Source organism: Streptomyces sp. Edi2, from assembly GCF_040253635.1.
Classification (GTDB): Bacteria; Actinomycetota; Actinomycetes; order Streptomycetales; family Streptomycetaceae; genus Streptomyces.
In genome coordinates this window covers 4,995,343-5,008,035 of record NZ_JBEJGX010000003.1, presented here as the reverse complement: position 1 = coordinate 5,008,035, position 12,693 = coordinate 4,995,343, and the positions used below count along the sequence as shown (strand labels likewise).

The window sequence follows — 12,693 nt, the reverse complement described above, 5'->3', positions numbered from 1 at the left end:
ATCCGCAGGGGTTGAGACCGTGTCCGTCTCCCCGAGTTGGTCCCGTTGCGAAGCCGTTCCCCGCGACCTGCCCCCGGGCGCCCGCCAGTGATCTGCTCTTGTAGCTCATCGCCCCAGAGTTCACCAGCAGCACTAGAGGCTCGGCAGTCGCCAGCAGCTACGTGACGCTCAATCCAAGTAACCTCCCGGCTGCCCGTTCCCATACGGCGCGGTCCGTGCTCAGCGCAGCGTCGGCGAGCAGGTGGATGCGCCAGTACAGATGGAGTCGGCCTTCGGCTGTGGCGTCGGGCCGGCTGACAAGAGCGAGCACGGGTGTGGGGTCGTCGAGGTCGAGGCGTACGGCGAGGCGAGCGAGATCGGACCGATGGTCCCCGAAAATAGCCAGCTCCCAGTCGATGAGCAGTGGGGGGCCAGCGGGTTCGCGCAGGAGGTGGCTCGGCTGCAGGTCGTGATGGAGCAGCACTGGCTGGATCGCGTTATCGCTGGCGTCGACTACTTGGTGGAGGTGTCGGGCCACGGCGCGTAGGGCTGGGGTAGCAGCCGCGTACGTGCGCAGGCGATCGTGGAGGTAGTCGGTCCAGCTGTGGTGTTGACGAGCGCCGACGAGGCGGCCGAAGTGTGTGCCGGGGATGCGGTGGATGGCGGCCAGCGGTTCGGCGAGGTCTGCCAGGAACCGGTCGATGGGCACAGGCTTCGCGTGTAGTGCGGCCTGTGCGGTCCATGGAGGGGTGCTGCTGCCGCTGGACGCGGCGAGCAGCTGTGGGCATGGGGCACGGTGGCTGGTCAGGAGCCGGAGAGCGGCGGCTTCATTGGCAGCACGGCTCGGGTCGCCGTAGTGCTTGAGGATGTACGGCGTCGGTCCTTCCACCGACCAGACGCGGTTGGCCTGGCCGGTGGTGATCTCGCGGGCGCTGGGTGGGACGCGGCCGTCGATACCGTCCATAGCGCTGTCAGGCGACATCGCCGAGGTAGGTGCCGGGGGGCTTAGGCGCCTCCGGGAGGGAGGCGATTGGCTGGCGGATGGCCCGTGGCAGCAGGTTGAGGGCAGGGACTTTGCCCAGCGGTACCCATTCCAGGCCGGTCTGCACCTCGTCCTGGGCATGGCCGCCGAGCTGGCCGGGATCGCTGGTGGGGGTGCACAGGAAGATCGCTTCAATGCGGTGGGTGTCGGCTTCGCTTTCGGGGTGGTCGTGGTTGGCGCCGATGTATTCACGGAGCCACAGCAGCCGCTCGACGGTGACGGTCAGGCCGGTTTCCTCGTCGACTTCGCGGGCGACGGCGTCGCCGAGACTCTCTCCGGGGTGTTGGCCGCCTCCAGGGAGGAAGTAGCACTCCTGGTCCTCCCAGACGGCACGCATGAGGAGGATCTGGTCGTCGTGGAGGACAACGGCTTTGGCGGAGGTGCGAATTGCGGGGGTGGCGGATTCAGTCACTTGCTGGTCCAACTTCCTGAGGTGGATTGGGTGGTGCTTCAGCGCTCAGTCTTGCCGAAGGTGGTCGCGTGTCCGGTGATGCGGCGGAAGATCATCCGCCAGGGGCCGACGAGACGGATGAACGGTTGGGCGGGGCTGCTTGCGATCAAGCCTGCTCGGCGGCCAGGTGTAGGGCATGGGGCAGCAGCGATGCGGCCGGTTGGGGATACGACCGCGGCATGGAGGGCAGGGGCCAGCCCGATGAGTCGGGCGGTCAGGACAGGGCCATGCAGCAGGACACCCGTGAGGGCAAGCGCGGACCACAGCGGACCGGCCCACCAGGCGGAGACGATTGCGGCCGCGATCAGCGGGGCGCCGGCGACCCAGGCGGCTTCGTCGGCCCATTCCCGGAGTACCAGGAGCGCCTTGCCGATGCGGGTGGGAGCGCTCGGCAGGTGAGCGACGGCCTTCGCATGGCGGTCCGGTCGGGCTGACGTGTGGAAGGCGAGGGCGTGGAGGTTGGTCAGGCCGCGTGGCTCGGTATAGGGCTCATCCAGGACGGCGACGGTGGCGGGTGCGATGTCGGCTCCGAGGAGGGAGAGGCGGTGGCCGGTGCCGAGATCCTCCATCGGTTCGGGGAAGCCACCGAGGGTTCGTACGGTCGGCAGGTGGACGGTCATGCCACAGCCGACGCCGTAGATCATGGGCCGCAGCAGCATCCTTACGAGGCGTGGGACTTGGGTGGTGGTGAGCCAGTGCGTCAGGCGGACTCGTGCGAGTTCGATGCCGAGTGAGCGGCGGAGCTGGTACAGCCATTCCCCCGCCAGGAACAGGCCGGTGGCGCCAGACGGAAAGGGGCGTCGGCCGAGCAGTGGCAGGCGCTGCTGTTGGATCAGGGCCGGTGGCCGGCCGGTGAGGGCTCTGTGGCGAGTAGCTGTCTCGGCGAAGGCGGTCAGCGTACGGACGTCCGGGGTGGCGTCGGCGTCGTAGATGCAGCAGAAGGTGTCATCTGCGTCGTGCTCGTCGTGCCAGCCGAGGGGGCTGAGGATCTCGTCGAGGCAATCGACCGCGTGGTTGAGCTGTCCGGCCTTGCGCCCGCCGGTATCAGGTTGGTGCAGGTGTACCAGACGCAGTCCGACGGCTCGCTGGTCTTCGGCAAGGGAGGCGACGGTTTCGTGTGTCGTGGGCTCTGCGTCGTACAGCTCGGCGAGAAGGGGGAGGCGCTTCTCTCTGGGAGCGGCATTGACCTCCCGGGCGACGTCGCCGCAGCGGGCGCGGGGGAACATCCCGCGCAGTTGCACCTCGGTGAGGCAGCTGGTGTCCGCCAGTGCCCGAAGGCGACCACGGTCGCGCCGACGGGCGTTCTCTTCTCGTTCGGTGGTGATGGCGACGACCACTGCACGTTCTCGTGGGTAGTCGAGGGCCGTGAAGGCGGCGATCGTCTCGGGGGCAAGGGTTTGTTCGCGGAGCATGGGCAGCAGGACCACCAGCCAGGGCCGGTCCTCGTCGGCCGAGACGGGGTCTCGGCGTGCGTTGTCCAGCAGCCAACGGGCACAGAGTTCGACTGCGACGAGTGCCCAGAGCCCGCGGGCCAGCAGGAGCGCGAGCAGGACGGGAACGGCGTAGTGGAGCCACAGTTCGGCCAGCATCATCGTTCGTGCTCCAGCAGGCGGTAGACGGAGCGAACTTGATCGGCGATGCGCGGCCAGGCGAAGAGCTCGGCGCGCTCCCGGGCTGCGGCACGTCGTGCAGCGTGGGCGGCGGTTCCGAGTTCGCCGAGGAGGGTTTCGACGGCTTCGGCGGCGGCAGCTGCGTCACCGGGCGGTGTGAGCAAGGCGGCCGAGCCGTGGCCCGTGTAGTACGAGATGCCGCCGGTGTCGGTGGCGACTACCGGGGTTCCGCAGGCCAGGGCTTCCAGGAGGGCATTGTTGGCGGTTGCGTCCGTCAGGGGGAGGAAGACGGCCGTGGCCTGGCGGTAGAGCTGGGTGAGGGTGAGTTCGCTGATTCCTTCCAGCACGCGCACGGCCGGGTGCCAGGTGCGCCGGTCGGCCTGACGGGTGACGACGGCGAGCTCAATGTCGTTGCCGTGCCGTCGATGGAGCTGGTCGTGGACCGTGTCCAGGACGTCCCAATCGCGCAGCCACCAGCCCACGGTCAGGAGCAGTGGCCGGGCACTGGGCTCCGGGACTCCTGCCGACGTAAAGGCAACGGTGTCGATGCCGTGCGGGATCAGGTGCACGCGCTCCTCGGACAGGTGGCTGGCAAAGAACGCCAACTGGTCGGGGGCGAGGGCGATGATCTGGCTTGCGTGAGCGGCGAGCCGCCGCCAGTTCGTGGCCTGCATGAAGCAGGCCAGGTGTGCGGGTGGCTGGTGATAGGTGACGGCGGTGGGGCCCGGTCGGTGGCGGGAGAGCCAGAACTGCTCGTCGCCGTAGAGGATGTGGGCAGGCCCGCGTCTGGCGAGGACACGTGCATCCGTGGCGAAGTGTTCGGCCGGGTAGAACGGCAGGGGGCAGCGGCGGCGAAGCCAGTGATGGGCGGCAGTGGCGATCTTCTGGCCGGTGATTCCCCGTGGCGCGGTGATGCGCTCGGCTTCCGGCAGGTAGTCAAGGAGCCGGTCGTAGCCCCCATGGTGGCTGTGCCAGGGGACGCGGACGGCTGAGGCGATCACGGTGTGCGGCACGGTGCCACCACCCTCGCAGCTGCGGGCAGCAGACTCATGGCTCGGAGTGCGGGTGCAACTGCCGTGGATCTGGTGAGGTGCAGCACGGGCAGCTCATGGGGCTTGTTGGGGCCGAGGTGATGGTGCCAGCGACGGCGGTGCTGGCGATGATGGGCCGGGCCCCAGAGGAGAATCGAGTCACGGGCGAGCAGATGCCGGAAGGTCTCCCGGTTGCCGGCGAACAGCTCCTCGCCACGGGCGGCTCGCCGTAATGAGCGCTTGAGCAGCCGGGGCAGGCAGGTGCGCAGGGGGAGGTCGAGCCAGATCGCCAGCTCGGCATGGCCCAGCAGCATCTCGCCGACAGGGCCGCCGTAGTTGCCGTCGGCGATCCAGGTCTCTGCGCTGAGTGTGTCCCTGGCCCGCTTCTGGAAGGTCACGGCGTTGACGGGCGTCCAGCCGGCTCCCCAGAACAGGTTGTCGAGGTCCAGGTGAGGCAGTCCCGTGTGACCGGCGATCTCGGCGGCGATGGTCGATTTTCCAGAGGCCACGGGACCTACAACGGCGATGCGTTTCGGTATCACGAGAGCCTCCTGGCGATGGTGTCGGCGAGGCGTTCCAGCAAGTGGGGAGTACGCACGCCGGCGGTGACCCTGAACACCGGGACTTTCGCCGCCAACTCGTCCAGTACCTGATCGGCCTGAGCGCGCAGTCCCTCCACCGACCGGCTCTGGCACGCGAGCCACGGATGGAGCCAGTCCTCGTCATCCGGGGTGCAGCACGCGGCGGCCAACTCGGCACGGGCGGTTTCGCCGTGCAGCCCCTGGATGCTGAGCGGGGAGTCATCGTCGCGAAGCCGGGGCAGAAGCACGAGCCGCAGTGGAGCACCCTCGCGGACCTGGGCCGCGAAGGCGGCGGCGAAATCCCGCGGGGTGCAGCTCGCCTTCTGATCCGTACCGAACGTGCGAGGGAGCACCCGGTGCGGTGGCAGGGCCTCGCGCGGCGTCAGAGCCGACAGTGTGCCTCCCGCGATGCGGATGGACAGTGGGACACCGATGACGTCGGCCGCGTTCTGCGTGAGCATCGCACGATCGGAGGCCACCAGGTCCGCTCGGCGGTGGCAGGCGAGAGCGGCGAGCACGGTGGTCTTGCCGGCTGTGGTCGGTCCGGCGATGAGCACCCCGTTTCCGTCGATGGACGCCGCGGCGGCATGGAACGCGGTCCAGCCCCGGTCTTCGCCGCACCGCATCGCGACTTCCCGGATGATGCGCAGCAGATAGCGCTCTCCGCGATGTGCATCAGGGTGGAGAACGATGTGCAGGCGCCCGGTGGAGTCGTGGGCGTAGAGATGGTCCTGGGGCAGGTGCGAGCGGGGATGAGGGCGCCACCAGTCCACGTCACCCACCCGCGACCGCAGGTACGGCTCACCGCGGAATGGCTCGACGCACCGGCTTTGCACCGTCTTGAGGCGGGCTGTCCGGTCTGCGAACAGCTCACGGTTGTGGCGGATACGGATGCTGGTCAGCCGACCACAGGGTGGGGCCAGAGCGGCCTCGGGGATGAAGCTGTGCAGGTGGGTGCGCTGTTCGACGGCGAAGTCCTGGTCCACCTCGACATCGAAGACGTGTCCGGCGAAGGCGACGGACGTCGTCGTGGTGGGGGTCATGAGCGGCTCCCGGCAGGAACCGCGTCCTGGCTGCTGAGAAGCTCCTCAGTGGCCCCCGTGACCAGACGGCGGGCGATATCGACGCCCATCTTCACCGCGTGGTCCATATTGCCGATCTCGTACCGCCAGGTGCCGAACCTGCCGCGAGGGTAGATCGCTTGGTCTTCCAGCCACGGCACCGTCAACGCCAGCGCCTCGTCCCGGTCCAGAGTGGGGATCGGGTAGGCGTACGGGATCATCTCCACATGGGCGGTGGCCAGCTCGGCCAGCCCGGGAACCAGGCGATGTCGCCGCAGCGCAGCATCGGCGGCTTTCACCAGGGCGCGCTGGTTGACCCGAGTCCCGGGCATCACGGAGATCTCCGTCATCCATGAGCTGAAGGCGGTGGTGTCGGCGCCGGAAACGTTGGCAGGCGCGTACTTGCTGAAGTTGGTGGCGCGGTAGAAGGGCACATCGTCCTCTGGGAAGTAGAACCATGACCGCTCGTCCAGGGTGGGGGCTCGGTATCCGAGGCCGACCATGGCGACGGTGGTGTGCTTCAGCCGGCGGGCCGCCTCCCGTACGTCGGGTGGGCTCGTCGTCGTCATGGCGGCGAGCCGGTCCAGGGGCAGGGTTGCCACGACCTGGTCGAAAGGCACCGCCTCACCGCTCTCCAGTCGCACGAGGCAGGCGCCCGGATCGATCGACGTGGCTGGGGCTCGGGTGCGGACCCGGTTGCCCAGGCGGGCGCCCAGTCGTCGCCAGATCTCTCCAGTTCCCCCGATGGAGGGGAAGGCGAACGTGGAGTTCGGCCCCCACTTCGGTGCGGGGGCTTTGACGCCGTAGAAGGCTGCCAGGATCTCGTCGAGGTCGACCGGTGCCACTCGCTCCGCGACCCAGCCCGCGCTCATCTTCTCCGGTGAGATCGCCCAGACCTTGGTGTTGTACGGGGCGAAGAAGCGCTCGACGAGGCCGCTTCCGTACTGGGCCTGTAGCCACGTCGCGAAGTCCGTGTCGGTTGGCAGGGTCTGTTCGCGCTGTTGGCAGGCGTGGGTCAGCGACACCAGGCACGCTTCGGCGTCGGCCTGCGGCAAGCAGTGGAGGTGCTGCTGGAAGGGGTAGGGCACCCAGCGGTCGCGGAATCGGATGTATGACGACCGGTCGTGGTGCAGCAGCTCATGCGGAGCGAAGAGCTCGCCCAGGAGTCGGTCGAACTCCCCAAAGTGGGAGAAGACCACATGGCCGCCCAGGTCCCAGGTGAAGCCGGCACGATCGACCACGGATGACGCCAGCCCTCCGACGGTGGGCGACGCCTCCAGCAGGGTCCAGTTGCGGTGGCCGAGCCGGTCCAGCTCGCTCGCGCACGCCAGTCCGCAGGGGCCGGCACCGAGGATGACGATGCGGCCGGAATGTAAGGGATATCGGGACTTGGGCATGAATTCCTCTTTCTGTAGGGGAGTTCGAGCACGGCGTTGGCGGGTGGTGGCACCCTGGTCAGAGCTGGCGTTTGGGCGTGCGAGGGCCAGGCGCAGTGATCTTGAAGGTGAGCCAGACGGTCTTGCCGTTGCCGGGCTGGTCGTCCACGCCCCACTCGTCGGACAGCTCGTCCACCAGGAGCAGGCCGCGGCCCGAGGTGTCGTCGAGGCTCGGATGCTTTCGATGCGGCCGGCCCGCCCCCTGGTCGTGAACCTCCAGCCGAACCACCGGGCCACTGATGGTCAGCCGTGCCCGGAACCCGAAGCGGGGCGGACTCGCATGTACGAGCGCGTTGGCGGCGACCTCTGACAGGCACAGACACACGTCCTCCAGTCGGTCCCAGACTCCCCAGGCCGACAGAGCTTCGACGGCGAACTTCCGCGCCTCACTCACGGACGAGTCACGGTGAGGGAAGGTCCGCTCGTGCCACAGCGGCAGGCCACTGCTGCTCCATGTCGCCTCCGCGCTCGGGGTTTCGGTACGGGGATCTGCCTGTCGCTGCGTCGTGCTGTCTCCTGCTGCTGGCACGGTGGAACACCACCTCGTCGCTCGCGTTCAGGGCGGGCATCGAGCCTGACGGCCAAGCGGCACGCCTCACCACGACATGAGCGCCGACGTCTGATTCGGTCTTGGCAAGGTCGACGACATGGGTACCGTCACGATGCCGCCGTCTCCACCGTCATCTCCTCGCACACAGCAGCTCTCACTCCCGATGGCGGCGTTGCGGGGCTACCGTCGACCTGACGAGCCGACCGGAACCCATCGGGGGATTGATGGCTCAAAGGCCCACTCTTCTACGGACATTGATCACCAGACGCCACTGGCAGGTGTTCGAGACCTTCAAGCTTCACTTCGAGCGCACGGCCAACGAACTCGCCGAACAGGATCGTGATCCGACGCTTGTCGGCCTGACGCTGTCGAAGCGGCAGTTTGAGCGGTGGTACGGGGGCGAGGTGAAGACCCGCCCCTACCCGGCTCTGTGCCGGGTTCTGGAGGCGATGTTCCGATACCCCGTCGATGTCCTGCTCGGCCCGGCCGACGAGAGCGGCGCCACAATCGAGGCCGGCCAGCGGCTTCGGCTCGTCATGCCGACACAGCCGCCCTCATCCTCGCTCGACCCCCGTGAAGGGGACAGCGGCTTCGACGGCATCGAGTTCACCAGCAGACCCGTTCCAGGCGACAGCGTCGGCCGGGACACGTTAGAGAGGCAGGTCGCCATGGCAGCTCGTCGTGCATTCCGCTTCAGCGCGATGGCAGAAGGCAGCGCCGTAGGCCCCGAGACCCTGGACGAGCTCCACCAGGAGGTACGTCGTCTAGCCGCCGCTTATCCGCGGCTGCCGCTGGCCCCCCTCCTCGGCGACCTCGTCGAAGTCCAGGACCTATCCTTCCACTTCCTCGAACACGGGCGCGTCCGACCCGCCCAGGCCCGCGATTTGTACCTGCTCTCCGCCATCACCTCCGGCATGCTCGCCAAGGCCAGCCACGACCTCGGCGATCCGCGATCCGCGATGACACAGGCCCGGACCGCCTACGTCTGTGCGGACAACGCCGACCACCACGCCATGCGCGCCTGGGTCCGCGGCCTGCAATCCCTGATCGCCTACTGGGACGGCCGACACCAGGAAGCCTCCAAATACGCTGCCCTCGGCATCTCCCAGGTGGCAGGCGTAACCGGCACCAGCGCCGTATGGCTGTCTTGCTTGCAAGCCCGTGCCGGAGCCGCACTCGGCGATGTGGCAGCCGTACGGGAATCCCTCGCAGAAGCTGAACGGGCCCGCGACGCGGCGTCCTCCGACGACCTGGACGAGTTCGGCGGCATCATGACCTTCCCCGTACCACGCCAGCTCTACTACGCCGCCGACGCCACCGCTTGGCTCCCAGACGCCCCCGAGGCACAACAACAGGCCGAAGCGGCCGTCGCCGCCTACCGCCAAGCGGAACCTGAAGAGTGGGCTTTCGGCGACCAGGCCGGCGCCCACACCGACCTTGCCCTCGCCCGCATCCACGCCGGAAGCCTCGACGGTGTCGACGAGGCCATGCGGCCCGTTCTCGACCTGTCCGCCGGTCAGCGCATCAACGGCATCGTTGCCTCGGTGCGGCAGGTCCACACCGCGCTGCGTGATCCCCGGTGGCTCACCGCACCCGAGGCTCGCACGACACGGGAGGAAATCGAGGCGTTCACCGCGGCCCCCGTCGCCGCCCTGCCCAGATAACACTGCCCGCGAGTAGGGTCCCCACCATGCACCCGGTCGACATCGCAGGCCCCCGGCTCCAGTTGCGCGAACTCACCAGCGACGACGTGGACGCCGTACACGCCATCTACGGCGACGCCGAGGCCACCCGCCACCTGAGCTTCGAACCCCGAACCCGTGAACAGGTCGGGGAGATCGTCGCCCGCTCCATCGCCTCCTCCGGGGAGGACCCCCGCACCGAATACGCCCTCGGTGTGGTCCGCCAGGAGGAAAGGGACCTGGTGGGCTTCGCCCGCCTGGCGCTCGACCCGCACGCCCAGAAAGCCGCCACCATCGGCTTTGCCCTGCGCCCCCACACATGGGGGGCGGGCCTGGGCACCGAAACCGTTCACCTGATGTGCGCCCTCGGCTTCAACCACCTTGGCCTGCACCGCATCTGGGCCGCTCGCGCACCGCTGAACCCCGCCTCTGCCAAGACCCTGCTACGCGCTGGCATGACGGAGGAAGGCCGCATTCGGGAGCACGTGTTCGTACGAGGAGCCTGGAGGGACTCGATCACGTACTCGGTCCTGGATCATGAATGGCGGGAGTCAGACGGATCCGCGACGGCCAACGGATGACTCCCGCCACACAGTGACCAATCGCAGAGCGCCCACCAGCCATGACCGCGGCATGCGGTCATGGCCGGTGCATCAGCACTGCATTCGGTCCGCCCCCTACCCGGTCAGATCCACGGAGGCGCTCGGCCTCATCCCTTAAACCAGGGCATGGGCTCGGGGCGGCGGTACCACCATCATGCCTTCTGTGCCGAACCCCCAAGTTGGGCGGTGATATCTCGAAGTCGCGAGCGGGTTCTTGAAGTTGCCCAAGCCATCCAGCTTCATCTTGCCGAAGGCGTTCTTGAAGCCACCGGCGTCGCCTACAGCCTTCGCCGTGCGGCCCGCGCCGCCCAGGGCACCCCCCAGCAAGACTCCACTGGACCTCCTTGGCAACGGACTGAAATTCGCAAGAAATTGGGCCAGCCGGCCCACTTCTCCGCCGAGGAGGACGGCGGTTCGGATGCCGTTCGGTGCTTGACCGCGAAGCGGTTGCGCTCGTCGCGGGTTGCGGCGAAGACCACGACGCCTCCGATCCGGGCACGTGCCCGGATCGGAGGCGCGTTGCTGCACCCGCTAGATCCACGGGTTGCGCTCGTAGCCCGGTTCCTCGTCGGGGAAGTCGTCCGGGAAGACCTCGCTCACGATGTCGCCCCGGAGGATCCGCAGCAGATAGCTCTCCACCGGACCTTCGTACAGGTCGTACTCCCTGCCACGGCCGATGACGGTGAGGACGGCCCACTGCTCGGGGTCCTCGTGCGGGATCAGGAAGCACATGTCCGCGTTGTCCGTGCCGCCCCAGCAGATCAGCTGCGCGGGTTTCACACCCCGCTCTGCCAGCAGTTCCCGGATCGTGTCCCGCGTCACCTCCATGGTGTGCCGCGCCGTGACCGTGTTCGCCACCAGGTCGGCGTACTCGTTCTCGGCACCTGCCCGATACACACGCAGAAAGTCGTCGAACTTCGCGCCGCCAAATGCTTCGAGAAACGTTTTGAACGCAGGCGGAAAGGCGGTGCTCAGGGCCTCCTCGGCGGCCTTCCAGTCATTGATGACCGGCCCCGCTTCACCAGTTGCGCGAAACGATGCCAAGAGTTCGAGATCAGTCATGGCCGCCTACTTGTTGATGATGGTCTGGTCGATGTGCAGGCCAGGCCCAATGGCCCTGACGTGCACGCCCGTAGGAATTATGTCGCCTGGATTGGCGTAGGCAGGTGCCGCTGAATATTCCACGCTCCCGCGCTGCTTCACGGTTTCATAGATTTGCTCTTCGAGCTTTTCCATCACCTCGTTGTTCGCCGTCTTGTGCATGATCACGATGTTGGCCTCAGAGCGGCCGTCTCCCCCGAGTGATCGGGCCAGGAGGTGTCCGCGCGTGTGACCAGCCGGTTCGCCTCCCCAGCCCGGGGGCTGCATCCGCCGGGATGCCTTGGTGCCGGTGTCGAGCATGTCTTGCGTGATCCTCGTTTCGACGCCGGTGGCTCGGCCCATGCTGTCCAGCGGCTTGGCATACGGCGGAATTGGCTTTTGAGGTGCCCGGCCTCCCCCTCCGCCGCGCTCGGCGCTGCGCATCAGCGGCTGGCCGGTCGGACCGACAGGCCCCTCGCCGGCCATCGCAAAGCGCGGGCCCCCCAAGTTGGGCAGCGATATCTCGAAGTCGCGCAGCGGGTTCTTGAAGTTGCCCAAGCCATCCAGCTTCATCTTGCCGAAGGCGTTCTTGAAGCCACCGGCGTCGCCGGCAGCCTTCGCCGCGCGGCCTGCGCCGCCCAGGGCGCCCCCCAGCAAGACCCCGCTGACTCCGGCGTCCTTGATCTCAGCCAGGTTGATGCCTTTCTGGTCGCCGAGGAGGTTGCGGCCGCCCTGGGCGACGACCACGTCGACGGTGATGGCTTCGATGCCGCCGATGGCGGCGGTGGCGAGGACCGTTCCGGCGATCTCGGCGACGGTGGCGGAGACGGCGATGCCCGCCGTACTCGCTGCGGCGACGATCGCCTCGCTGGCACCGGCCGCCGCGGCTCCGCTGATGCCGCCTGTGAAGACGGCCAGCGCGGCTCCCGCGACCAGGACCGCGCCGGCGATCTCCAGCTCGTGCTCGATCTTCTTTTTGGCCTCGGCTACCTGGTCGGCGTACTTGTCCAGGGCCTTGGCCATGTCGCGGGCGGCGGTGGCCACGTCGTCGAGGTAGCCCTTGCCGCCGCCGTGGTATTTGCGCCAGAACTCCCCGAACGCCTCGATCGACTTGCCCTTGTTGTTGTCGATGACGTCCTGGGCCTTCTTGTGGCAGGCGGCCGTACAGTCCTCGACGTCGTCGGCGAAGGTGCGCCAAGCCCGGGCGGCCTCCCGGAGTTCGTCCTCGTCGCCCTCCGGCCACCACATGCCGGTCAGGTCCTGGACGACCTCCTTGGCCTTGTCGGCAGCGCCCATCACTTACCACCCTCAAAGCCGGACTTGGCCGAGTGGTCGGCGTCTTCGTGGTTGGCGGCCATGTCGTTCATGGCCTTGGTGATGCTGGACAAGCCCTTGCCCAGGGCCCCGGCTGCCTTCGCGATCTGCGCCCGGTGCGGGGCGTAGACGTGCTCGAACTTCTTGCCCTGCTCGTCACCACCCCAGGGCTCCCCCAGCCCGTCGAGCGCATGGCGAAGCTTGGCCGTCGCCCGTTCCATGGCAACAGACTCCCGGTGGAACGTTGGAGCGGCGGACTTGAGTTGGTCGGTGT

Annotated in this window: 13 protein-coding genes; 2 read left to right on the top strand and 11 right to left on the bottom strand. The window is 68.0% G+C overall.

Annotated features, from left to right (window positions below; all coding sequences use genetic code 11):
- Window positions 1–157 precede the first annotated feature (157 nt).
- Genes ABR737_RS25645 through ABR737_RS25610 form a run of 8 tightly spaced genes read right to left on the bottom strand, consistent with a single transcriptional unit; the run spans window position 158 to window position 7,720 of the window.
- Window positions 158–961 carry a phosphotransferase family protein gene (locus tag ABR737_RS25645; RefSeq protein ID WP_350252592.1) on the bottom strand — a complete coding sequence of 268 codons (804 nt, stop codon included), beginning with the start codon at window positions 959–961 and terminating at the stop codon, window positions 158–160.
- Window positions 951–1,433 carry an NUDIX domain-containing protein gene (locus ABR737_RS25640; protein ID WP_350252590.1) on the bottom strand — a complete coding sequence of 161 codons (483 nt, stop codon included), beginning with the start codon at window positions 1,431–1,433 and terminating at the stop codon, window positions 951–953. Before ABR737_RS25640 ends, ABR737_RS25645 begins: the two co-directional genes overlap by 11 nt.
- Window positions 1,434–1,471: 38 nt before the next feature.
- Entirely contained in the window at window positions 1,472–3,064 is a 1,593-nt protein-coding gene (locus ABR737_RS25635) for a glycosyltransferase family protein (RefSeq protein WP_350252588.1), read from the bottom strand.
- A complete protein-coding gene (locus ABR737_RS25630) occupies window positions 3,061–4,095 on the bottom strand; it encodes a glycosyltransferase family 4 protein (protein WP_350252586.1) in 1,035 nt (344 codons plus the stop codon). The genes ABR737_RS25635 and ABR737_RS25630 overlap by 4 nt, the downstream gene beginning before the upstream one ends.
- A complete protein-coding gene (locus ABR737_RS25625; protein ID WP_350252585.1) occupies window positions 4,080–4,622 on the bottom strand; it encodes a P-loop NTPase family protein in 543 nt (180 codons plus the stop codon). Before ABR737_RS25625 ends, ABR737_RS25630 begins: the two co-directional genes overlap by 16 nt.
- A 29-nt stretch (window positions 4,623–4,651) precedes the next feature.
- Window positions 4,652–5,737 (bottom strand): hypothetical protein, encoded by a 1,086-nt coding sequence (locus ABR737_RS25620; RefSeq protein WP_350252583.1) that lies wholly within the window; start codon window positions 5,735–5,737, stop codon window positions 4,652–4,654.
- Entirely contained in the window at window positions 5,734–7,152 is a 1,419-nt protein-coding gene (locus ABR737_RS25615; protein WP_350252582.1) for a protoporphyrinogen/coproporphyrinogen oxidase, read from the bottom strand. The genes ABR737_RS25620 and ABR737_RS25615 overlap by 4 nt, the downstream gene beginning before the upstream one ends.
- Before the next feature lie 58 nt (window positions 7,153–7,210).
- Window positions 7,211–7,720 (bottom strand): ATP-binding protein, encoded by a 510-nt coding sequence (locus tag ABR737_RS25610; protein WP_350252580.1) that lies wholly within the window; start codon window positions 7,718–7,720, stop codon window positions 7,211–7,213.
- A 275-nt stretch (window positions 7,721–7,995) separates the two neighbouring features.
- Between ABR737_RS25610 and ABR737_RS25605 the strand changes: the two genes are divergently transcribed.
- A complete protein-coding gene (locus ABR737_RS25605) occupies window positions 7,996–9,405 on the top strand; it encodes an NsdA family TPR-like regulatory protein (protein ID WP_350252579.1) in 1,410 nt (469 codons plus the stop codon).
- 26 nt (window positions 9,406–9,431) lie between these two features.
- On the top strand, window positions 9,432–10,004 hold the full coding sequence (locus tag ABR737_RS25600) for a GNAT family N-acetyltransferase (protein WP_350252578.1): 573 nt from the start codon (window positions 9,432–9,434) through the stop codon (window positions 10,002–10,004).
- Between the two features lie 552 nt (window positions 10,005–10,556).
- Here ABR737_RS25600 and ABR737_RS25595 read toward each other — a convergent pair.
- From ABR737_RS25595 to ABR737_RS25585, 3 genes are read right to left on the bottom strand one after another with little or no spacing between them, the layout of a single operon-like run.
- Window positions 10,557–11,087 carry an SMI1/KNR4 family protein gene (locus ABR737_RS25595; RefSeq protein ID WP_350252576.1) on the bottom strand — a complete coding sequence of 177 codons (531 nt, stop codon included), beginning with the start codon at window positions 11,085–11,087 and terminating at the stop codon, window positions 10,557–10,559.
- A 6-nt stretch (window positions 11,088–11,093) separates the two neighbouring features.
- Complete coding sequence (locus ABR737_RS25590) at window positions 11,094–12,401, bottom strand: WXG100-like domain-containing protein (RefSeq protein ID WP_350252574.1); 1,308 nt, start codon at window positions 12,399–12,401, stop codon at window positions 11,094–11,096.
- On the bottom strand, window positions 12,401–12,640 hold the full coding sequence (locus tag ABR737_RS25585; protein WP_350252572.1) for a hypothetical protein: 240 nt from the start codon (window positions 12,638–12,640) through the stop codon (window positions 12,401–12,403). The genes ABR737_RS25590 and ABR737_RS25585 overlap by 1 nt, the downstream gene beginning before the upstream one ends.
- Window positions 12,641–12,693: the final 53 nt, after the last annotated feature.